Source organism: Mycobacterium sp. NGS49, from assembly GCF_059812565.1.
On record NZ_JCALCX010000005.1, the window covers coordinates 1 to 21,857 of the forward strand.

A 21,857-nucleotide genomic window follows, 5' to 3' on the forward strand; every position below is an offset into this window, starting at 1 on the left:
GGATAACGCTCGGTGGCGCGGCATCGCACAATCCGATCACTTGCCTCCCGGAGGACCGGCAGGGTCACCGTCTACAAATACGAGATCTCACGACGGCTTCCGTGGACCCAACTGCACTGACCACCTGCTGGCGGCTCTCGGTCAGACTGCGCCGGGGTCGGTGCTTGGTCAGTGAACTCTGCCAGCCCGGCGTGTCGGGATTGGCCCGCCTCTCCCACTAGGTATTCGGAGCCATCGACACGCCTGCCCTGCGCGGAACGGTCAGATGTGCTCAACCCCGAACTCCTCGCAATAGGTGTCGATGAAGTGACTACTTCTTGTGTTGGCGGTCGAGCTCCGCGCCGAAACAATGGCCGCTCGCGGCAGAATCTCATTGACACGCTTGAGTTCTCGTATCTTGTGCCCGAGCGCCTTGACCCGCGCCGACTCCGCGGTGGAGATACCGGGCGCATACCCATGGGCGCGCACCATGCGCATCGCAGCAGCTTTCTCATCAGAGATATATCGACGCGCCGTGGGCTTACCCGGCGACTGTTCCTTCGGCGCATCTGCATCCTCGTTTCCAAGGTCAGGAGCCTCGAAGATTTCCGGGCGATTCAGAGGGTCATTTACAAGTTCTGATCATGGCTCTGCAAAATACTTACAGGCGCTTCAGTGTATTGCGCCTGCTCCGAATACTTAGAGCCTGTGTGCAGTTGGGGCCCATGCCTTTTGGCCTCGCGATATTGCGGCACGAGTTCGAAACCGCTTGGATTGCCCTGAATGCGTTGTTGCTGCGGTGCACCAGTTCGCTGCACTGGCGGTTCCATGCACGGGCCGCGCCGGCGGCGCCCGTCACGATGTCACCCGTGAAAAGAGTTGTTTGCGGTCTCATTTCGTCTAGCACCGGGTGGCGTTTGTCCTAGCTGCTGGCAGGTCGGCGACCATCCACGTGTGATCGGCAAGGCATCTCATTGACATATCAATGAGCTGCTCATAGCGTCGGCGAAATGCGAACCAGAGTCGCCGAGATGCTCGGTGTTGAGTTTCCCATCTGCGCTTTCAGCCACTGCCGCGATGTGGTTGCCGCGGTGACCAACGCAGGCGGATTCGGCATCCTCGGCGCCGTCGCGCACAGCCCCAAGCGACTGGAAAGCGAGCTGGCCTGGATCGAGGAGCGAACCGGCGGCAAGCCCTTTGGAGTGGACTTGCTGTTGCCGCCCAAGTATGTCGGCGCGGAGCAAGGTGGGATTGACGCAGGACAGGTCCAGGAGCTGCTCCCCGAAGAGCACCGCGCGTTCGTCGACGACTTGCTGGTTCGCTACGGCATCGCACAGCCTGCCGAACAACATCGGCCGAGGTCCCCGAGTAGACTCAACATCTCGCCCGGGGGCTACGAGCCGCTGCTGGACGTAGCCTTCTCCCACCGGATCCGGCTCATCGCCAGTGCGCTGGGTTCGCCGCCGCGCGACCTTGTCGAGCGCGCGCACAATCAGGATGTGCTGGTGGCCGCCCTGGCGGGCACCACGCAACACGCGCGACGGCACGCCGCCGCAGGCGTGGACATGATCGTCGCGCAGGGCACCGAGGCCGGTGGCCACACGGGCGAGGTGGCGACCATGGTCTTGGTCCCAGAAATCGTAGATGCCGTCGATCCAATTCCCGTGTTGGCCGCCGGCGGAATCGCCCGCGGTCGCCAGATTGCGGCGGCAGTGGCCTTGGGCGCCGAGGGCGTGTGGTGCGGGTCGGTGTGGTTGACCACCGAAGAAGCCGAAACGCCCGCGGTGGTCAAAGACAAGTTTCTGGCCGCCACGTCGTCGGACACCGTGCGATCGCGGTCGCTGACCGGCAAACCCGCGCGCATGCTGCGCACGGCGTGGACCGACGAGTGGGAGCGCCCCGACACTCCCGACCCGCTCGGCATGCCGCTGCAGACGGCGCTGACCGGCGACTCACAGCTACGCATCAATCAGGCCGCCAGTCAGCCCGGCGCGAAGGCTTGCGAGCTCGCGACCTACTTCGTCGGCCAGGTTGTCGGTTCACTCGACCGCGTGCGGCCGGCGCGCGCGGTGATACTCGATATGGTCGAGGAGTTCATCGACACCATCGGGCAGCTAGGTGCCTTGAGTCATTAATTGTGGTGCAGTAGTTGCCCTTCGTTAGCCAGGATTTGGTCGGCGGGCTTGGTCCACACGTAGGGGCGCGGGTTGTCGTTCTAGGGGTCAATCCAGGCCCGAATGTCTTCTGGAGTTGACGCACCGAAGTGTGGATGCACGGCGTAGCTTGTTGGTGCGTTGCACGCCCGGACCCCCGGACACCATCGACTACCACAGCCCCAGGTGATCGACCATCGGCCGTGTTGACAAATGGGTGGCAGCCTTGCGCGTGCTGTCCTGCGTCGCGGTGATCAACTCGTTGATCACCGCATCGCCCACCACCCGTGTCGGGCCTCGCCGCGGCTCATCCCCCGGCCCATCGAGTCGGTTTTTGGCGGACCGGTTACGCCAGCGCCGTGGCGTACCAATCGCTGAGCCCAGACATTGGGAAACTCGGCATTGGAACCACCATCGGCTGCCGCCAACAGGCTTGCGAGCGCATCGCCAACTCCGCCGCACTATTGCGGCGCGGCGCCCACCCCTTTCAACTCGGCTCGTTCGTCACCGGTCCACACAATCTCTACAGCCCGCGGATTGGGTACAGCTCAGTCTCACAACCTGATCGGAATAAATGACGCAGGACACTAGCGGGTCTCGACGATCGGCAATCGAAACCTGAGCCTCATGGCCGCGGCAAAAATGCTCGCCCGCAAGGGCTTTCACCGCACCGCGATCGAAGACATCTCCTCGGACAGTCACCCAACGTTCGGCTCCCGCGGGCGGCAGGGTTGGCGTCATCCGCGAGCCGATCGCGCGCGGGCGGCTGGGACACATTCTCGCCAGCGCTGCGGGCTGCGGAAGACACCCATGGCGCGTCTATAGCGCAAATAAGTGCGCTGGGCGCTTGCTGATAAGACCCCATTTGCACAGCTCAGGGCGCTCGAAGCTGGGCGAAAGTTGTGAGTGCGCGTAGTGAAAGCATAAAGATTCGGGAACCGGGGGTCCGTCAGTTGACCGAGTCGGGTGGGTCGTGCATCATCGTTCGAGTAAGCACCTCGTTAAGTGAGGCGGCTGCACGAACATCGGCCGCTGTCCCCGAACGTCGGGTCAGGACAGCTCTTCCCGGCTTGAGGGTCGAGCCCAGGTTGCTTCCGGTTTATCGGACGTTGTCGTGTAGTGCCAAACCTCTGACGGGTGGGGTGTGGGATTTCCGGCGGGTAGTCGGCATCTCCGCGCTCCGTGGAGTAGGCCAATCGTGCGGATGCGCGCACGCGTCGTGACCGTGAGGAGGTGAGGGACGCATGAGTTCCGATGATAGTCCGGAGCGATATCCGGGCTTGGTTTCGTCCCTTTCCGGTCTCTGGCGCGACGTTCTCAACTGATCGTCGAGCAATATAGCGTACCTAGATCGCAACCGGACCGGACGAGATCACGTCAGTCCACACATCCTCGCTCGATTGGGTCTAGGAGGCGATCATGACCGCTGCCATGCACGACGAAGTAGTAACCGTAATTTCCGCGCCCCACCTGCACGTAGTGCGCGACGACACCCCCATTGCGGCCCTCGCGCCCAAGAGGGCGACGCGCCGGACTTGTGGCCAGCACATCGGCGCCGGGGGGGATCCGCTGGTTGACGGGGTCGCTCGCTTGCTGAGCATCCCAATGCGTCACATGTACGCCGCACTCTGGCGCATTGGTGTGCTCGAAATCCAGGTTTAGCCAACGGATTCTGAGCAATCGCCCCTCAGCGGATTAGTGCGTCCGGCCCCCTTGGAGCTGGATTACCGACGCGGCCGAGTCCGGCCGCTTGAGGCAAACGTCGCAAACGTGGCTCCGCCCAGCCTGGCCGGCGCCGCAGCAATTGGTCTAGACCGAGGCATCGCATTGCGGCCCGCCCGGCGGGGAAGCTACGTTGCTTGAGTAAAGCCTTCACCCTAGAGTGTTGTCCATGGCCGAGGACATCTATTTGCTGCATCCTGACTTGCTAGATTTGGTACCTTTTCGCAATTCGCTGACCACCAGGCTGCTGAATAAACGCAATCATGAGACATTGGTAGATGACCCGGCTAACGACCCGCGTCTCAGTGTGGTTGTGCGATCGTATAACGAAGCTGTCAAGTTAGAGCAGTTTTTTGAGGACTTAGACAAGCAGATCTATAGCAGCGAGATCGAGGTGATAGTCGTTGATAGTGGGTCGAGCGACAGAAGCCCCGAGGTTGCAAAACATTACGGAGCAGAAATAGTAAATCTGCCGCAGATTGAGTTTACGTACCCCAAATCGCTGAATTTAGGCGTGGCGGCGGCCAGTCACGATGTGGTCTACGTGACTGTCGCGCACACCAGGTTTGCCAGCGCCTACAACCTGCACGCGGGCGCTCGACACTTTCATCACAACGAGGATGTCGCAGGCGCATACGGTGTGACCTTGCCCAATGAAGGTGCTTCGTTCGTTGAACGATGGGGGGCGGCGACTGGCATGAACGTGTGGCTGGCCAGGCCGACGCGGCGGACCAAGAAAGTTAGTCCCGGCGTTCTCAGCGCGACTAACGCGATGATTGCCAAACCGGCATGGGAAGAACTCGGCGGTTTCGATGATCGCTATCAAGCGGGCGGCGAAGATACAGCGCTCGCGAAGTCCATGCTGCAAAATGGGTATGACGTTGTACAGGAACCGGCAATGACCGTTCATCACTCTCATGGATTGGACTTAAAGGATTCTGTTAAACAAGCCATTCACCAGATTCAGATTCTCGGAGAACCACAGCAGTTCGATAGACAGAGGTTGTTGAAGCGTCGACCTGATTTGAGGAGTAGCAGGCATGAGTAAGGCCTCTTGCCGCACGGTACCTCAATGGTATGGAAGATAAGCTGAGCGGCGCCGAAAATGTTTGTGCGTAAAATAATTTCGCTTGATGATGGCCGATAAATTCCCGGCGAAGTTGTATTTCTGGCAAAGTTTCGCGCGGGTGGTGACCAATTATTGTCGTCGTGGACAAGCTCGGGGTCGTCTCACCGACGCGACGGCAGGCCCGCGCCGGCAAGGGACTGCAGTGTCAGACGCTGGCCGCGAGCCCACTGGCCCCCTCGCCAGAATCGCCGTGGGGTGGGTGCTGCCCGGTGTACGGTCATCTCATGTCCGTATTGATTACGGTCCCGGTGTTCGGCCAGCATGAGTACACACACGCCCTCGTCGGTGATTTGGATCGCGAGGGCGCCGAGTACTTGATTGTCGACAACCGGGGCGACTATCCCAGGGTCAGCAATGAACGTGTCATCACACCCGGCGAGAACCTCGGCTGGGCCGGGGGGAGCGACCTCGGATTCCGAATCGCGTTCTCGGAAGGTTATTCCCATGCGATGACACTGAATAACGACACTCGCATCTCCAAGGGATTTGTGACCGGCTTGCTCGATCCGCGACTGCCCGCCGACGCGGGAATCGTCGGGCCGATGTTTGATTATGGGTTTCCTTGTGCAGAGGCTGACCCGAAACCAGAAGCCGAAAACTACATTCCGCGAACACAGTACCGGGCAGTGCATGTCGTAGAGGGCACAGCTCTGATGCTGTCGCGTGAGTGCTGGCAGGTTATCGGTGGGATGGACTTACGCACGTTTGGCCGCTACGGGTGGGGCGTCGACTTTGACCTCGAGCTCCGCGCGAAGAAGGCTGGCTTCGGCTTGTACACCACAGAGATGGCCTACATCAATCACTTTGGACGCCGGACCGCCAACAATCACTTCGGCAGCTGGCGATACCTGCTCGGTGCAAACCTGACAATGGAGCTGGCGATGCGCAAGACCCAGGGCCGCAAGTGGCGCAAAGAATTTCCGCCGGGTACGTTGTCGCGGCCGTTATGGGGCGAAGCGGTCATGAGCTATACGATGCACAGTTTTGAGGACTGATTCATTATTCGGCGATGTGAACCGCGCCGGGTTTGATTCCGGCTTCACGTTTGAGACATCGCTGGCTGGGACACCCGGAATTGAGCGTACTAGGTGGCTCTGGTATCCCTGGGGTGGGACGTAGTCCAGGTGACGCTCAACGTGCACGCGCCGATCGCGGTGGGGGTCAACGCCGAAAGGCTACCGCGAGATACTATTGATCGGCGTCACCACCGCCGAAGGCGGGCGCGGGCTGGCTGACACTCCTGCAGTCGCTGACCGCCCGCGGCCTGTCCGGGGTCGGCTTGCTCACTAACGACGCCCACGCCGGCCTGCTCTCGGCGATTGGCGCCACCCTGCCCGGAGCATCCTGGCGACGCTAACCTTCCCATTACGCCACCAACCTGATGGCCAGCGCGCCCAAGTCGTCCCGGCCTTCGGGTTGCGCACCCTTTGCATTCGGTGTTCGACCAGTTCGATTCCGAAATCGGTTGCCGCGCAATATGACCGGATCATCGATGCGCTGGCCGACAACTGCCCACGGTCGACGGCCATCCCGAAGCCGCACGGCCGGATTTGCCGGCGTTTAACCCACAGACCATCGAACGTGCATCCTGGAAAGGCCTGCCCCGCTTGCCTGTTCGAACATATAGAAGATCTTCAGTCAACTACCACCGTCGCTCGGTGAGCACCTGAAACCGCCACATCACACCGGCCTCAGGCACAACCTCCAAGTCGTTATCAGACAAGCACAAGTGTGACCGATGCGCCGCAAGCGCCGACGCTAGACGTCTATCCTGGCGAATTCGTCCTGTCTATACAGTTCAACGCACTGCGCTCGTCTGACTTTGCCGCTTGTTGTGATGGGGATCGATCCCGGAGACACCAGCACTAGATCTGCCACGCTGAGCCCGTGCGACTTCGATATCGCCGAGGTAACCTCGCGCTTGACGACACTCAGCCTGTCGGCCGCGTCCTCATCCGCGTCACCCCGCTTCTTCAGTTCGATGATGGCGACCAGCTTCTCAGCACCCGCACCGCGATCCGGAACGGCTATAGCCGCGCACCGACCGGGCGTCACCTCTTGGATCGTCGCTTCGATGTCATCGGGAGAATGGTTGCGGCCGTAAACGATTAGAAGGTCTTTGATGCGGCCGATGATGAAAAGTTCTCCGTCGGAGAAGAAGCCCGAATCTCCTGTTCGCAACCAAGGCCCCTCGGGTGTGCCGTCCGACGGATTGACTATCTGCGCACGGAAGAGGCTTTCTGACACTTCAGGCTTCTGCCAGTAGCCGAGCCCAACGTTGCGGCCGTGTAGCCAGATCTCGCCGACCATTCCGTTTGGACACTCCACCCTGGTGTCCGGATCCACAATGCGCACCGTCTGTTGCTCCGGAACGCCATAACTGACCAGCGGCGTGCCGCGTGAACACCGCTTGGCCTCGCCGGCGGGCAGGAGCTCGGAGTCGAAAGAAACGATTTCCGGCGGTTCGCTCGGCGCGCGGGTTGCCACGTACACCGTCGCCTCCGCCATTCCATACGAAGGCCGTATCACTGCGGGGTCAAGATTGAAGGGGGCGAATCGCTCAGCGAAGCGCTTGAGGGTGGCGGGCTGTACCCGCTCACTCCCATTGAGAATGTGAAGCACTCCCCCGAGATCAACCCCAGCCATGTCCTCATCTGAGGTTTTCCGTGCCGCCAAATCAAAAGCGAAATTCGGCGCTGCTGTGAACGCACGCGTATTTTTTCCCATCAGGTGCAGCCACCGCGCAGGTCGCTGCAAGAATCCCACCGGACTTGTGAGTACCGCTGGAATGCCCGCAAGAACCGGCAACACGATTCCCAAAATTAAGCCCATGTCGTGATAAAAAGGTAGCCACGACACGACTGTGGTATCGGGCGGGGCCACCTTCCCGAAGGCTCGGTAGAAACCGTCCATGATCTGCTCGAAATTGGCGAAGAGATTCTTGTTCGAAATCATGACGCCGGCCGGCGTGCGCGTGGATCCTGAAGTGTATTGCAAGTAAATAGGATTCGAACCATCATCGCTCGCTGCGCGCGAGCCCGGCCGACTTGAGGAGCCCCGCCGGGAGTCCAGGTCCAGCAAGTCAACTTCGACGATCGAAGGCGGAGATTGACCCGGCTGCTGTACCTCCCCGTACCCACTGACGTAGTCGATCACCGAAGATGTCGTGAGAATGACGGCGGGAGACGTATCTCCCACGACCGAAACGGTCCGCTCATCGTGGACACCCCCATACGGGACCGAAAGCGGAACCGGGATCATTCCCGCCTGCAACACGCCAAGAAAGCCGACGACATATTCGACCCCCTGCGGCGCCAGAATAACCACCCGGTCACCGGTCGACCCGTGCTGCCTGACGTGTTCAGCGACGTTCAGCACTTGCCGATGCAACTGCGACCATGTCAGCGACTTTGCGACGCCATCCCAGTCCTGGTCGTAGTCGATGAAAGTAAACGCGGGCTGGTTAGGCACCAGACTGGCACGCTCACGCAACACGGCAGGAACCGAAGACTCAACCACGCGCTTACCCTACATTGAAGGCTCCGTTCACGACGGCAAACCGGCGTAGCCAGTGCGGGTGCGCGCAGGCCCCGGTAGGTGCGGCACCGGGCGCTTCTCCGGCGGCCAGATCTCCCCGACGTTCCAGACCGGACGCAATGGGGGTCGGCCTGCGTTTAGCCTCAGGCTTTCGCAGTGATCCATCTTCGGGTGGTGTGCCGTTGACGAATAAAAGAGCTTTGAACTGGAATAATCCGGATTACCGAAGTCTGAAAATCCGCACGAATCGGAGCACCGATCTGCTAAATACGTCTCCATCGTCGTACACGCTGTTCGGCGCGTGGGCCACCGGGTCGGGTGTTGCGTCGTAGCGGGTGCGGTTGCGTTGGCGCGTACGGCCCAGGCCACGGGTCTCATGGCCGCGCTGTCGTCGGCGTTGGCGCCATGGCGTAGACCGCTGGCCAGCCATGATCGGGGCAAGATCGGCTGACCGTCTTTGCCACCAACGCCCCCGCGGCCAGGTGCCCGACCTGGAATTACGCCGCCACCGCGGCGCCCGCTTCGAAGACCGCATCCGCACCGCCAAAGCCATCAGCCTGGCCAACCTTCTGCTCCACGGGTTCGACCCGTACCAGACCTTGTGCGCCATATTGCAACTGGCGATGCAGATGACAATTTAGTGCCAGATGATCGGCCTGCACGACCACCCGGGACGACCGGGGGAAACCAAAGTTAGGGCTGCCGCGCGGGCCGGACTAAAACCTGACTGACCGGCCCGGCCTACCACGATGAACCAACAGGCCCCTGGGAAGCAGAACCCGGCAGAAACCCGCTGGCCGGGCGAACACGACGCACGCGGACCAGGAATCGCTCAGAAAGCACCAAAATCCGAACCCGATCAGGCCTACACATCGCCAAGCGACAGATCGAGGGCTAGCCTCAATCTTTCGTCGAGGGTGATGTCGGTCGAACTCGGTGATGGGATGCGTCGTGATTTGTAGTTGGGTTCGGCGGGCGCCGCAGCCCCCACGGGCCTATGTCCAAGACCCCGGGCCATTTTTGTTCGCCAGGGTCCGTCGATCAGGTCGGCTAACACGGTTTCGGTGACTACGCTTGGGTGCGCCGAGCCCTAAAGGACGGGCCGGTTCAACCTGGCTCGCCAAGTTATCCGGGCGGCTTAATGAGGATGGCCTGCCCGCCGGTCGCCAGCCGTAGAATTTGAAGCCCTCTTTCTTGGGCAAACCGGTCGTACCCGATCTTCTGTTGGTAATGACGCGGCCATCCGTAATCGTCCATGACTACGATGCCAAAAGGCGAGATCTTTGGCCAGAAATACTCCAGCGCCGCGATTTCCGGCGCTGTGCAATTCATGTCGAGATGCAGATACGCGATTTGATCGCTGGTGACTTCTTCGAGCGTATCCGGGACTGGGCCTCGGACCAACTGAACAAAGTCCATCCTGGCGAAGTTGGTTTTCACCTGCTGAAAGCAGTCTGAATAGTCCATGTAGCCTGCATGAGCTTCTTCCTCCGGCGTCAGTTGAGATCGATCGAATCCTTTGAATGTGTCAAGGAGCCAGAAGCGTTTTCCGAGGCGCCCGAAGTCGGTGTGGGTGATGACCGCCATTGCGGTTCCGCCGTGGTCCACCCCGCACTCGACGAAGTCGCCTTCAATGGATGAAGCGTGGTGGGCGGCCCAACACAGGACATGGATGCGCCAGCGGACACTCCACCTGCCAAACGATCCGGTGGCCTTCGCGGCCGCGTAGACACGCTTGAAATCTTCTGTCGTCCGGAAATCTGCGTTAGTTGTGGTGAAAAGCCCGTCCTCATAGAAGCTGGTCCTAAGCCGCCGCGCCATGAATAGCGTGTTGGCTATCGGGTGCGGCAGATTCTGAATAAAGCTTCGCATTGGTCTCCCCTTGACTTGTTCACTGCTGCAGTTTCGCCGACGTGCAACAACCACCCGGCAGGCTGGCAACACGGGGTGACAATACTGTGGACAGACCGTTGGCAGGGAGCGCGGGGTGCTGGGTCGTACCCGAGGCACACCCCAAGCGCCCTGGGCTGCCATCCAAATTTTATTTGCCAGCCGCACTACCTCGGCGGGCTCCCATCGAGTTGTCGAAGGGCACAACGCCGGAGGCCAATATCGGTGCAGGCGACAAGTGGCACGGGACTTGCCCCCGTGTGTTGGACACGCTCAATCCTTGGAATGTGCTGGGGGAAGCGAGATGATCCAACCCGATGGCAAGCAAGAATTACCCCGATGAGTTCAAGTGTGATGCGGTCGCGCTGTACCGGGACACCGAGGGCGCGACGATCACCCAGATCGCTGCCGAGCTCGGTGTCAGTGAGGCGACGTTGTCGGCGTGGTGCAAGTCGGCCGGGTGCCGATTCGGCACCGCCGCGGCGAGGCGGTCACTGAACCCGCTGTGGGCGTTGAGACGCCGGAGGAGGAGCTGGCCCGGCTGCGCGCCGAGGTGAAGGCGTTGCGCGCCACTGAGGCTCGGTTGTCCACCGAGCGGGACATTCTGCGTTCGGCGGCAAAGCATTTCGCCGGGGAGACAAACTGGTGAGCCGCTTTCAGTTCGTCGCCGACCACTGCAACGCCTTTGAGGTGAAGTGGCTGTGTGCGGTCATCTCGATCGCGCGTTCATCGTTCTACGCCTGGCTGGCGGGTGCGCCAGGTCGTGCCGAGCGGGCTGCTGCCGATGAGGAGTTGGCCGAGCGTATCCGCGTGGTGCACGACGAGGACGATACCTACGGGGCGCCGCGGATCACCGCCGAACTCAACGACGGCGCGCCTGAGGGTGAGCGGGTCAACCGCAAGCGGGTGGCGCGGGTGATGCGCACCAACGGGATCGCCGGCCACCGCCGCAAACGACGCGTCAGGACCACCGTGCCGGATCCTGCCAGCCAGAAGGTGTCCGATCTGCTCAAGCTGGATTTCACGGCGTCGGTGATCAACGTCAAGTACGTCGGGGACATCACCTAGCTGCCGCTGGCCGCCGGTTCGAATCTCTACCTGGCCACGATGATCGACTGCTCGTCACGGCGGGTGGCGGGGCGGGCGCTCGCCGACCACATGCGTACCGAACTCATCGCCCATGCGTTGGGTGCCGCGGCTGCGTTGCGAAGCACTTTGGCCGGGGCTGTGTTCCACTCGGATCATAAAAGTCAATACACCTCAAGGGATTTCGCGACTCTCTGCGGCGAGTTGGGAATCATCCAGTCGATGGGAGCGGTGGGGTCAAGTGCCGACAACGCGTTGGCCGAATCGTTCCACCCCAGCCTCAAACGCGAAGTCCTGCGGGACCGTACCTGCTGGCCGGACGCGGCCGCCTGCCGCCGCGAGGTCTTCCGGTGGCTGACCCGCTAAACACAAAACGACGGCACTCCCACTGCCGTCATTCCAGCCCAGCCACCTACAAAAGGACGCTGACACTCGCTACGCTGCCCGAAGCCGCCTAACCACAAATCCCGTGTCCACTACACGGGGGCAAGGCCTTACTGGTGTGCTGGTGCAGCTCGATGCGTTCCGCCGCGATGATTGGGTTACAGCTTGTTTGAAATCGTCAAGCGATATCGCGAAAGGCCCGCGGCGAGCCAATCCAAGAACTAGATTAGCGCCATGACTGCGATCGGTAACCCGGCGATCTCGGTTGTAGCACCTTGCTTTGACGAGCAGGAAGTGCTGCCAGAGTTCCTGCGTCGGGTGGGGGCTACGTTGGATTCGCTGGGGGGAACCAGCGAGATCGTCCTGGTCGACGATGGGTCGCGTGACCTGACCTGGGAGGTCATGTCCAAGGCGGCGACGGAGGATCCGCGCATTGTCGCGGTCCGTTTGATGCGTAACCACGGTCATCAGCTCGCGCTGTCGGCCGGACTGGGCGTCTGTCGCGGTGAGCGGGTGCTGATCATTGACGCCGATCTGCAAGATCCGCCCGAGCTGTTGCCCGACATGATGGCGTTGATGGATCAGGGCGCCGACGTCGTTTACGGCCAGCGCCGCGAACGCGAAGGCGAGGGTGTATTCAAGCGCGTCTCCGCCAGCATCTTCTACCGCACCCTCAGCCGGGTAACCGATGTTGACATCCCTTGCGACACTGGTGACTTCCGTTTGATCACGCGTAATGTCCTCGATCTGCTGATCGCCATGCCCGAGCGCCACCGCTTCGTCCGAGGCATGGTTGCCTGGATCGGCGGCAAGCAAGTGCCGCTGGTCTACGATCGCAAAGCGAGGGTGGCAGGGAAGAGCAAGTACCCGTTCACCAAGATGGTGCGTTTCGCGTCCGACGCCGTCTGCAACTTCTCGGTGGCGCCGCTCAAGGCATCGATGATGCTCGGCTGGGTAATGGCGGCAGTTGGATTTTTCTTCGCCATATACTCGAGTGTCGGCGCGGTCCTAGGACACACGGTCCCAGGCTGGAGTTCCCTGATGGCCGCGCTCGGCCTGTTGAGCGGTATGCAGTTCCTGATGCTCGGTGCCATCGGCGCCTATCTGGGGCGGCTGTATGACGAGAGCAAGGGACGGCCGCTGTACATGATCCGCGAAACCGTGAGTTCTGCCGAACACATCACCGTGCCCACGACGCCGGCCAGTGCAATATTGGATGCGGCGGGTCGCCCGCCGCATTAGTGTGAGTGCTGTGAGTGCGGACGCCTCCGCGGGCGATAGCAAGGAGATTCGCCCGCCAGCCGGGATGGCCGGCACTCCTGGCCCGCTCTTTGGGTTGATCCGGGACCAGAGGGTCGCCTTCCTCATCGTTGGTGGCATGAATACTGCAATCGGAGCAATCTGGTTCGTGTTGTTCCTTTGGCTCTTCCCCGCAGCAGCGGTCGGATATTTGAGCGCATTAGTCTGTGCGCATTTTGCCGCGATGCTGTGTGCGTTCGTCCTCTATCGGAGATTCGTGTTCCGGGTAACCGGTCATGTGTTGCGCGATCTTGGACGATTCGAGCTGGTCAACCTCTCAACTTTAGCCTTCAATTTCGCCGTGCTGCCGGTGCTGGTAGAGGTGTTCGGTTGGCCGGTGCTGGCGTCACAGTTCGCGATTGCGGGGGTGACGGTGATGTACAGCTGGTTTGCTCACCGCGGATTCTCTTTCGGTCGCAGCCCGGCCGAACTCAGCCTCGTCAAGCAACAGCAAAACGCGCTGTGAAGCCACGCGTATCGGTAGTCGTTCCGACCTATAACAGTGTCGCGTTCATTGAGGCGACAATGCGATCTATCCTGGCGCAGACGTTCACCGATTTCGAGCTAGTGGTTTCCGATCACAGTTCGACCGACGGCACCTGGGAGGCGCTGCAGCAATTCACTGCCGACCCCCGGGTCCGCTTGAGCCAATTGGCTCGCGGCGGTGGGGCGCCGGCAAACTTCAACGCCGTCACTGACCTCGCCACGGGCGAGTTCGTCAAGCTGGTCTGCGGCGATGACCTGCTGTCGCCCGACAGCCTGGCAGACCAACTGGCGGCACTACAGGCGCGCCCGTCTGCGGTGCTGGCCGCGAGCACCCGGGACATCGTCGACGCCGCGGGCACTACGGTAATGCGCAACCGCGGGTTGGCGGGACTCCGCGGTGAGGTCAGTGGCACCGAGGCCATCCAGCGAACAGTGCTTGCCGGAACGAATATTTTTGGGGAGCCAGCGGCGGTGCTGTTCAGGCGGCTGGCGCTGACTGATGCAGGCGGTTGGGACGGTCGCTTCCCATACCTTATTGACCTGGCGACCTACTGCGCCGTGCTGCTCCGGGGGAGCCTCGTCGCGGTGCCGCGGTCACTCGCCACGTTCCGGGTCAGCGAATCTCAGTGGAGTGTGCAGCTGATGCGCGCGCAAGCTGACCAGGCCATCGCCTTTCACCGCGAGTTCGCCGCCGCGCATCCCGATTCGCTCGCTCGGCGCCACTTGCTCATCGGCAGCGCGCGAGCCCGCGCGAATGCCCTTGGCCGGCGGGCGGTCTATTGCTGGCTCGGCCGGCGGATGCGCCCCGACGCAGCTGCGGGCAAAAGCCACCGCGATGATGAAGGCGAGACCGGCGCCGACGCTGCGGTCCGCAAGGTGCCGATGAATTAAGTCCACCCCCGACGACACCGTGCGGCTTTACGGTCCTCGGCTCTCCTGGTCGGGTGCTGGTCCCCTACCTTAAACGTCCCCCAGTACGCGACGCCCTCAAGCTGCTGGCGAGGCCACGCACGCATACTGCAGGAACACCCCGTCTACAAAATATCCCCCGCTCAGGATGATGAACAGCGCGCCAAAAGGGCCCAAAAAAGGATTGATGCCTTTGATGCGCCGCATGGAGAAGCCGGCGTCCTCAAACATTCGCACGATGCTGCGGCGGGTGAAGAAGCGTAGATGTGTGCGGTCGAAAATTCCATAGTCGTCCTGCGGGAAGTCCCTTCGGAAAACCACCTTTCCCAGCGCAGGTAGGTAACGGATGTTTGGGATTGAGGCCACAACGACACCGGTGGGATTGAGTTTGCACCGAAGCCGGATCAGTATGTCGAGTGGGTCGACCAGATGCTCCAGCACGTCGTTGCAAATTACCGCGTCAAAGTAGTTGTCAGGTAGCTCCGCAATCCGTTTACTCGCGTCTCCGGCTAGGACGTGGTCGAGGATGGCGCCCGCACGTTCGGCCGCTTCTGCGTTGTACTCGATGCCCCAAACTTCGGCGCCTAGGCTCTTCTTGACCTCGGCGCTGAAAACTCCCTGGCCGCATCCGAGTTCAAGTACCCGTCGCGCATCATTTGGTATGAAACGCAACATCTCTGGCCGCTTGTGGCCGTAATACTCTGTAACACTCTTCGATTCGGGCAAGATGCGCATTACTCATTCGTCCCGCATAGCGAAGCATCCTGAGCCACAAGACTTTCAGCGATCATCACGAAGACGCGGTGACCTCTTCCGGGGCCAACTGAGTGAAGAGGTGATCGGCCAGACTCCGCACCGTGGTGATGTCGGTGGAGCTGATGCGTACCCCCGTTTCCGACTGGACACGGGTGCGCAATTCCAGGTTGCCCAGCGAATCAAGCCCGTACTCGGAGAGTTGACGGTCCGGATCGATGGTGCGCCTCAGGATCAAGCTGACCTGTTCAGACACCAGGCGCCGCAATTGGCCGGGCCACTCCTCCAATGGCAGAGCAGCCAGCTCGTTGCGGAACTTGCTAGTGCCCGAACGGCCTTGCTCCAAGGCCTTGAACGCCTCGGCGAATCGGCTGCGTTCCGCAAACGCAGCCACCCACGGTGCTCCGATGATGGGGGCGTAGCCCGTGTAGGGGCGGTCGTGGCGGAGGAGGGCTTGGAAAGCGTAGGCGCCTTCTTCGGGTGCGATGGAGGCGTCGCTGCTTTCGGCGAGGGCGATGGCGCGTCCGATTTCCGCCCAAGGCCCCCAGGCGATCGCGGTGGCGGGAAGGTGTTGGGATTTTCGCCAGTGGGTGAACGCATCGAGCCAGCTGTTGGCGGCCGCGTAGGCGCCCTGGCCGGGTGAGCCCAGCAGGGCTGCTGCGGAGGAGAAGACGCAGAACCAGTCCAGAGGTTGGCCGGTGGTGGCTTGGTGGAGGTGCCAAGCGCCGTAGACCTTGGGGGCCCAGTCGCGGTCGAGTAGTTCGTCGGTGATGTTAGTCAAGGTGGCATCTTCGACCACGGCGGCGGCGTGCAGTACACCGCGTAGCGGCAGTCCCGTGGCGGTGGCCTTGGCCACCAGATGCTGCGCGGTCGCGGCGTGAGAAATGTCGCCGCATTCCACGACCACATCGGAGCCGATCGAGCTGATGAGTTCGATGGTTTCTAACGCCTTTTGGCTGGGCGCGGACCGAGAGCTCAGTACGATGCGGCCGGCGCCGGCGGTGGCCATTTTCTCGGCCAGGAAAAGCCCGAGGCCACCCAGTCCGCCGGTGATGATGTAGGAGCTGTCGGCACGGAAGACGTTGACCTGCTCGGGGGGCAGCACCACGCTGCTGCGCCCGGCGCGAGGGATGTCGAGCAGCAGCTTGCCGGTGTGATCGGCAGCACCCATCACCCGGATCGCGGTATCCGCCTCGGTCAGCTGGTAGTGGGTGGCGGGGGGCTTGGGCAGCGCACCTTCGGCAGTCAGCCCGTAGACCGTGGTTAACAGCTCGCGGATCTGCTGGGGGTGCGTAATCGACATCATCCCTAAGTCGACACCGTAGAAGGACAGGTTGCGCCGGAACGGAAACAGGCCCATTTTGGTGTCACCGTAGATGTCGCGCTTGCCGATCTCGACGAAGCGCCCGCCCCAGGACAACAATTCCAGCCCGGCGCGCTGTGCGGCACCGGTCAAGGAATTAAGCACGATATCGACGCCGTATCCGTTGGTATCGCGGCGGATCTGTTCGGCGAACTCGATGCTTCGGGAGTCATAGACATGCTCGATTCCCATGTCGTGGAGCACTTGCCGGCGCTTCGGGCTACCGGCGGTGGCATAGACCTCGGCTTGGGCTGCGATCGCGATCGCGATCGCAGCTTGGCCAACCCCGCCGGTTCCGGAGTGGATGAGCACCTTATCGCCGGCTTTAATGCGGGCCAAATCGTGCAAGCCGTACCAGGCGGTGGCGTGCGCGGTCGTCACCGCGGCCGCTTGGGCCGGGCTGAGGCCGTGCGGAATCGGGGTGGCCAGCGCGGCGTCGCAGGTAACAAACGTGGCCCAGCAGCCGTGCGGTGACATCCCGCCCACCAGGTCACCGACCTGGTGTCCGCTGACATCAGGGCCGACGGCGGTGATGACACCAGCGAAGTCGGTGCCCAGCTGCGGCATCAACCCATCTGGGGAGTTGTAACGCCCGAACGCGACCAACACATCAGCGAAGTTGATGCTAGAGGCACTGACGGCGACTTCAATCTCCCCAGCACCCGGGGCCACCCGGTCAAAGGCCACAAACTCCATCGTCTGCAGATCCCCCGGGGTGCGAATCTGTAGGCGCATACCCTGGGACTCGTGATCGACCACCGTGGTTTTGCGCTCTTCAGGACGCAGCGGAGTCGGGCACAACCGGGCCGTATACCAGTCACCGTTTCGCCACGCCGTCTCATCTTCTTCTGAGCCCGACAACAATTGGCCCGCCACCTGCTGGGCCACGGTGTGCTCATCGATATCAATATGAGTGGTATGCAAATGCGGATGCTCGGCACCCACTACCCGCAACAAACCACGCAACCCGGCCTGCTCCAAATTGGCGCTCTCATCCCCCAACACCGTCTGGGCACCCCGCGTCAGCACCCACAACCGGGGCGCCTCACCCAACACCTCGCACAATTCACGAACAACGCGCACCACATGCCGCACGCACTCGAGACCTTGGACACCGCTCTGCTCGTTCCGGTTGCCGCTGTCCGGGCTGGTGAGGATTACCGCACCGTGGAACCCGCCAGCGTTGAGCTGGTTTCGTAGCCGCTCCGCGCAGGCTGCATGGTCGGAGTGCTCAGGCCAGTTCATGGTTGCGCACTGCGCGTCGTGCAGCTTCAGCTCGTCGGTTAACTCTGTTGCCAACAGGTCGGCGGCGTCGGAGGTGCTGATCAGCAGCCACGATCCGGCGTCGGCCGTGTCTAAGTCGGGCAGCTCACGCTGTTGCCATTCGATGGTCAGCAGCCGCTCGCTAAGTACCCGATCGCGGTTGCTCCCCTCGGAAACCCCGGTGCCGAGCTGCAGTCCACGAACGGCCACAAGTACGGTCCCGTGATCGTCCAGCACATCAAGGTCAGCCTCGACCGCGGCCGCTTCGGCACTTGTTACCCGCGCATAGCAATAGTGAGCGTTGTGGGTAGAGGCGTAGGCACGAATCTGGCGTACACCCAGCGGCAACATCAGACCGCCGTTACCCGCAACCTGCACCTCGGGATGAGCCCCGACCGCCTGGAAGCAGGCATCCAGTAGGGCGGGATGAATCGCGTAGGCGCGCTGTTGTGACCGCAGCGCGCCGGGCAGTGCGACCTTGGCCAGCACCCAGCTGATCGTCCCATCCGCAATGTGTGCGGCGCCCAGGCCGCTGAAGGCAGGGCCGTATTGCACGCCGCGCTCGTCGAACCGCACCCGCAGTTCGTCCCCATCCTCGGTGCGCGAATGGGCGGCCAACATCCCGGGGATGTCGTACGCCGGTGGTTGATCCTCATCTTCTGCGACGTGAAGCACCGCCCCCCCGCGCCGGATTGCCTCACCTTCCTGGAAGGTCTCGACTGCGAAGTCGACGACCCCCGGCGATTTGACGGATCCGACTGCTGATAGGGCGGTCTCTTCGTCGAGTAGCAGCATCTGCGCGAAGCGGACATCGCGGACTTCGGAGGCCTCGCCGAGGATGGTGCGGGCGGCAGCCAACGCCATCTCGCAGTATGCAGCCCCGGGAAGCGCAGGTGCACCGTGGATTTGGTGATCGGCCAGCCAAGGCAACGCCTCGGTGCCGACATCACCTTCCCACACATGCCGCTCTGGTTCCTCCGGCAACCTCACATGCGATCCCAGCAGCGGGTGCACGACCACCGAGGAGCCGCCTGGGGATTGGTGGTCATGGCCGGCGCGGTTCAACAACAACGATTGGTGCGTCCAAGCCGGCAGCGGCGCATCCACCAAACGCCCAGCGGGGAAGAGGAGTGAGAAATCCACCGCCGCGCCCGCGCTGTGCAGATCCGCCAGCAAGCCAAGTAGGCCGTGTGGCAGCGGCTGCTCGCGGCGCATTCCGGCCAAGGCTGCCACCGGTATGTCCAGACTCTCGGCCGTCTTTTCGACGGCGCGGGTCAGCAGTGGGTGCGGCGACAGTTCCGCGAAGACCCGGTAACCGTCCTCGAGCGCGGCTTGCACCGCCGCACCGAACCGCACCGTGTGACGCAGATTGTCCACCCAGTAACCGGCATCGCAGTACGGCTCGTCCCGAGGGTCGAACAGGGTGGCGGAATAGTAGGGAACCTCCGGCGTCCGCGGCTCGATGTCGGACAGCACCTCGTATAGGTCATCGAGAATCGGGTCCACTTGCGGTGAGTGCGATGCGACGTCGACGGCCACTTCTCGGGCCATCACCTCGCGCTGCTCCCACGCCGCGACGAGTTCGCGAACGCTTTCGGTAGCCCCGCCGATCACGGTGGACTGCGGCGAAGCAACCACCGCCACCACGACGTCGTTGATACCGCGAGCCATCAGCTCGGAAAGCACCTGTTGGGCAGGCAGTTCCACCGACGCCATCGCGCCCGAACCGGAGATGCGGGTCATCAAACCGGAGCGGCGACAAATGACCTTTGCGCCGTCTTCAAGCGACAACGCACCCGCCGCGACCGCCGCGGCGGATTCTCCGAGCGAGTGCCCAATGATCGCGCCGGGGCGGACTCCGTAGGCCTTCATGGTGGCAGCCAAAGCCACTTGCATGGCAAACAGGGTCGGTTGCACCCGGTCGATGCCGGTCACTGTCTCCGGTGCGGTCATCGCTTCGGTCACCGAGAACCCGGACTCCCGAGCGATCAGCGGCTCCAGCTCTGCGATGGTCGCAGCGAAAACCGGTTCGTTGGCGAGCAAGTCAGCGCCCATGGCCGCCCATTGGGAACCCTGCCCCGAGAACACCCATACCGGGCCTCGGTCGTCTTGCCCGACGGCGGCCTGGTAAGGAGTCTCGTTCTCGGCGATCTCTCGCAACGCCGCCGACAGTCGCGGGGCACTGCTGGCTACCACGGTCGTCCGCACCGGGCGGTGACCCCGCCGACGGGCGAGGGTGTATGCCAGATCCGACATTGGCAAGTCCGGCGCCTGCACGTCGAGCCAGTCGGCTAGCTTGCTCGCCGTCTGCCGCAACCCGTCGGCTGACGTCGCGGACAGTAGGAAAGTCAGCTCGCCGCCGCTGGGTGGGGTGAACGGCGACTCGTCTTGAGTAGTGGTCTCAGGGGCTTGTTCGAGGATGGCATGTACGTTCGTTCCGGATATCCCGTACGAGGACACGGCCGCCCGTCGCACCTGGTTTCCGTTCGTGGGCCACGGCGTGGTCTCCTGCGGCACAAAGAGTCCGGTCTCGATCCGGGCCATCTCGTCGGGCAGGCGGGTGAAGTGCAGATTCTGCGGGATGACCCCATGCTGCAGGGCGAGAATCGACTTCATCAATCCCAATGCCCCGGCGGCAGCTTGCATGTGCCCGAAATTGGGCTTCGCGGAGGTCAGCGCGCAGGGGCCATCGATGCCGTACACCTTGGCCAGACTCTTGAATTCGATCGGGTCACCCACCGGGGTTCCGGTGCCGTGCGCCTCGACCAAGCCGACGCTGCCGGGGTCCACCCCCGCCGCGGTCAGCGCCGCGCGGTACACCGTGGACTGCGCTTCTAGTGAGGGCGTCGCGATGTTTACCGTGTGGCCGTCTTGATTGGCGGCCGTGCCGCGCAGCACGGCCAGGATCCGATCACCGTCTCGTAGCGCATCCGGCAACCGCTTGAGCAACAGCACCACCGAACCCTCGCCGGACACGAACCCGTCCGCCGCGACATCGAATGCGTGGCAATGTCCGGTGGCGGACAACATGTTTTGGGCGGATCCCGAAGCGAACCTGCGCGGTTCCAGCATCACGTAGACGCCTGCGGCGAAGGCCAGATCGCTTTCGCCTTCGCTCAGGCTGCGGCAGGCCAAGTGGGTTGCGTACATGCTGGATGAGCATGCGGTGTCCACCGTGACAGCGGGCCCGTGCAACCGTAGAGCGTAGGAAATGCGTCCCGACGCAAAGCATGAGTTCGTTCCGGTGTTCCCATACGGCCCGTCGAAGGTATTGGCGTCAACGTGGACGAACTGGTAGTCACCGTGATTCAGACCCACGAACACGCCGGTCAGCGACTCAGCCATCGCTTCCGGCGTCAGACCGCCGTGCTCCATGGCTTCCCAGGCAGTTTCCAGAAGTAAGCGATGCTGCGGATCCATCGCGGTTGCTTCTTTTTCGGTGATGCCGAAGAACTGGGGATCGAAGTCGCCGACATTCTCGAGGAATGCGCCCCACTTGCATACCGTCCGGCCGGGCACGCCTGGTTCGGGGTCGTAGTACTCGTCCGCGTCCCAGCGGTCGGCGGGAATCTCGGTGACCAAATCGTCGCCTCGCAGCAACGCCTCCCACAGTTGTTCAGGGGAGCCGATGCCACCAGGAAGCCGGCATGCCATGCCGATTACCGCAACGGGCGTCACAAGTGGGTCATTCACAGCCACATCAACCTCATCTATCTCCGTACCTGGGGAGACCTCGTCGAAATTTGGATCCGGGCTGGGGGATGCCGCTGCATCGCGCACCGAGCCACGGTCCCCCTCACCGAATCCGACCTCTACTAATCAGGTGATCGTTACCGTAGCCTGTTAACTCCGCGCGCGTGGGGGGATTCGGTGCGTACGTTCGCAAACTTCATAAGTCTTGCTT

12 protein-coding genes, 5 pseudogenes and 1 riboswitch are annotated in these 21,857 nt (G+C 62.2%); of the genes and pseudogenes, 10 read left to right on the forward strand and 7 right to left on the reverse strand.

Translation table 11 applies throughout. From position 1 onward, the window contains the following. Nucleotides 1–308 precede the first annotated feature (308 nt). A pseudogene (locus AC5Y7D_RS06280) lies at nt 309–585 on the reverse strand (hypothetical protein); the annotation flags it as partial. 404 nt (nt 586–989) lie between these two features. On the opposite strand from AC5Y7D_RS06280, the gene AC5Y7D_RS06285 reads away from it, so the two are divergent. Beyond that, nucleotides 990–2,114, forward strand: coding sequence for an NAD(P)H-dependent flavin oxidoreductase (locus tag AC5Y7D_RS06285; RefSeq protein ID WP_499922464.1), 1,125 nt, complete (start codon nt 990–992; stop codon nt 2,112–2,114). A 195-nt stretch (nt 2,115–2,309) separates the two neighbouring features. Here AC5Y7D_RS06285 and AC5Y7D_RS06290 read toward each other — a convergent pair. Continuing rightward, nucleotides 2,310–2,653 (reverse strand): annotated as a pseudogene (locus AC5Y7D_RS06290) (IS630 family transposase); the annotation flags it as partial. Between the two features lie 469 nt (nt 2,654–3,122). Next, nucleotides 3,123–3,281, forward strand: a riboswitch (M-box (ykoK) riboswitch). Nucleotides 3,282–3,551: 270 nt separating this feature from the next. Here AC5Y7D_RS06290 and AC5Y7D_RS06295 point away from each other — a divergent pair. From AC5Y7D_RS06295 to AC5Y7D_RS06310, 4 genes and pseudogenes are all read left to right on the forward strand, one after another. Continuing rightward, a complete protein-coding gene (locus AC5Y7D_RS06295) occupies nt 3,552–3,794 on the forward strand; it encodes an Rv1535 family protein (RefSeq protein WP_499922465.1) in 243 nt (80 codons plus the stop codon). A gap of 229 nt (nt 3,795–4,023) precedes the next feature. Then, nucleotides 4,024–4,902, forward strand: a complete 879-nt coding sequence (locus AC5Y7D_RS06300; RefSeq protein WP_499922466.1) for a glycosyltransferase family 2 protein — start codon at nt 4,024–4,026, stop codon at nt 4,900–4,902. Nucleotides 4,903–5,192: 290 nt separating this feature from the next. Then, nucleotides 5,193–5,978 carry a glycosyltransferase family protein gene (locus AC5Y7D_RS06305; RefSeq protein WP_499922671.1) on the forward strand — a complete coding sequence of 262 codons (786 nt, stop codon included), beginning with the start codon at nt 5,193–5,195 and terminating at the stop codon, nt 5,976–5,978. A 135-nt stretch (nt 5,979–6,113) separates the two neighbouring features. Beyond that, nucleotides 6,114–6,623 (forward strand): annotated as a pseudogene (locus tag AC5Y7D_RS06310) (transposase); the annotation flags it as partial. 118 nt (nt 6,624–6,741) lie between these two features. Here the strand turns inward: AC5Y7D_RS06310 and AC5Y7D_RS06315 are convergent. Continuing rightward, nucleotides 6,742–8,502, reverse strand: coding sequence for an AMP-binding protein (locus tag AC5Y7D_RS06315; RefSeq protein ID WP_499922467.1), 1,761 nt, complete (start codon nt 8,500–8,502; stop codon nt 6,742–6,744). Nucleotides 8,503–8,810: 308 nt separating this feature from the next. Between AC5Y7D_RS06315 and AC5Y7D_RS06320 the strand changes: the two are divergent. Beyond that, nucleotides 8,811–8,965: pseudogene (locus AC5Y7D_RS06320) on the forward strand (IS1380 family transposase); the annotation flags it as partial. 52 nt (nt 8,966–9,017) lie between these two features. Here AC5Y7D_RS06320 and AC5Y7D_RS06325 read toward each other — a convergent pair. After that, nucleotides 9,018–9,188, reverse strand: a complete 171-nt coding sequence (locus tag AC5Y7D_RS06325; RefSeq protein ID WP_499922468.1) for a hypothetical protein — start codon at nt 9,186–9,188, stop codon at nt 9,018–9,020. Nucleotides 9,189–9,645: 457 nt separating this feature from the next. Then, on the reverse strand, nt 9,646–10,392 hold the full coding sequence (locus tag AC5Y7D_RS06330) for a TylF/MycF/NovP-related O-methyltransferase (protein WP_499922469.1): 747 nt from the start codon (nt 10,390–10,392) through the stop codon (nt 9,646–9,648). Nucleotides 10,393–10,727: 335 nt separating this feature from the next. Here AC5Y7D_RS06330 and AC5Y7D_RS06335 point away from each other — a divergent pair. From AC5Y7D_RS06335 to AC5Y7D_RS06350, 4 genes and pseudogenes are all read left to right on the forward strand, one after another. Continuing rightward, nucleotides 10,728–11,954 (forward strand): annotated as a pseudogene (locus AC5Y7D_RS06335) (IS3 family transposase). Between the two features lie 160 nt (nt 11,955–12,114). After that, on the forward strand, nt 12,115–13,122 hold the full coding sequence (locus tag AC5Y7D_RS06340; RefSeq protein ID WP_499922470.1) for a glycosyltransferase family 2 protein: 1,008 nt from the start codon (nt 12,115–12,117) through the stop codon (nt 13,120–13,122). 10 nt (nt 13,123–13,132) lie between these two features. Next, nucleotides 13,133–13,645 carry a GtrA family protein gene (locus AC5Y7D_RS06345; protein WP_499922471.1) on the forward strand — a complete coding sequence of 171 codons (513 nt, stop codon included), beginning with the start codon at nt 13,133–13,135 and terminating at the stop codon, nt 13,643–13,645. Then, the gene (locus AC5Y7D_RS06350) at nt 13,642–14,556 is read left to right on the forward strand and encodes a glycosyltransferase family 2 protein (RefSeq protein ID WP_499922673.1); all 915 of its coding nucleotides are present in this window, start codon (nt 13,642–13,644) and stop codon (nt 14,554–14,556) included. The genes AC5Y7D_RS06345 and AC5Y7D_RS06350 overlap by 4 nt, the downstream gene beginning before the upstream one ends. Nucleotides 14,557–14,652: 96 nt before the next feature. Here AC5Y7D_RS06350 and AC5Y7D_RS06355 read toward each other — a convergent pair whose 3' ends face one another. Together AC5Y7D_RS06355 and pks2 are read right to left on the reverse strand one after the other, a co-directional pair. Next, complete coding sequence (locus tag AC5Y7D_RS06355) at nt 14,653–15,309, reverse strand: class I SAM-dependent methyltransferase (protein WP_499922472.1); 657 nt, start codon at nt 15,307–15,309, stop codon at nt 14,653–14,655. Nucleotides 15,310–15,364: 55 nt separating this feature from the next. After that, nucleotides 15,365–21,646 (reverse strand): sulfolipid-1 biosynthesis phthioceranic/hydroxyphthioceranic acid synthase, encoded by a 6,282-nt coding sequence (gene pks2 / locus AC5Y7D_RS06360; protein ID WP_499922473.1) that lies wholly within the window; start codon nt 21,644–21,646, stop codon nt 15,365–15,367. Between the last annotated feature and the right edge of the window lie 211 nt (nt 21,647–21,857).

Excerpts from the sequence above, each read along its gene's own strand:
- AC5Y7D_RS06285 (WP_499922464.1), top strand. The coding sequence starts at position 990 with ATGCGAACCAGAGTCGCCGAGATGCTCGGTGTTGAGTTTCCCATCTGC.
- AC5Y7D_RS06295 (WP_499922465.1), top strand. The coding sequence starts at position 3,552 with ATGACCGCTGCCATGCACGACGAAGTAGTAACCGTAATTTCCGCGCCC.
- AC5Y7D_RS06300 (WP_499922466.1), top strand. The coding sequence starts at position 4,024 with ATGGCCGAGGACATCTATTTGCTGCATCCTGACTTGCTAGATTTGGTA.
- AC5Y7D_RS06330 (WP_499922469.1), bottom strand. The coding sequence starts at position 10,392 with ATGCGAAGCTTTATTCAGAATCTGCCGCACCCGATAGCCAACACGCTA.
- AC5Y7D_RS06340 (WP_499922470.1), top strand. The coding sequence starts at position 12,115 with ATGACTGCGATCGGTAACCCGGCGATCTCGGTTGTAGCACCTTGCTTT.
- AC5Y7D_RS06355 (WP_499922472.1), bottom strand. The coding sequence starts at position 15,309 with ATGCGCATCTTGCCCGAATCGAAGAGTGTTACAGAGTATTACGGCCAC.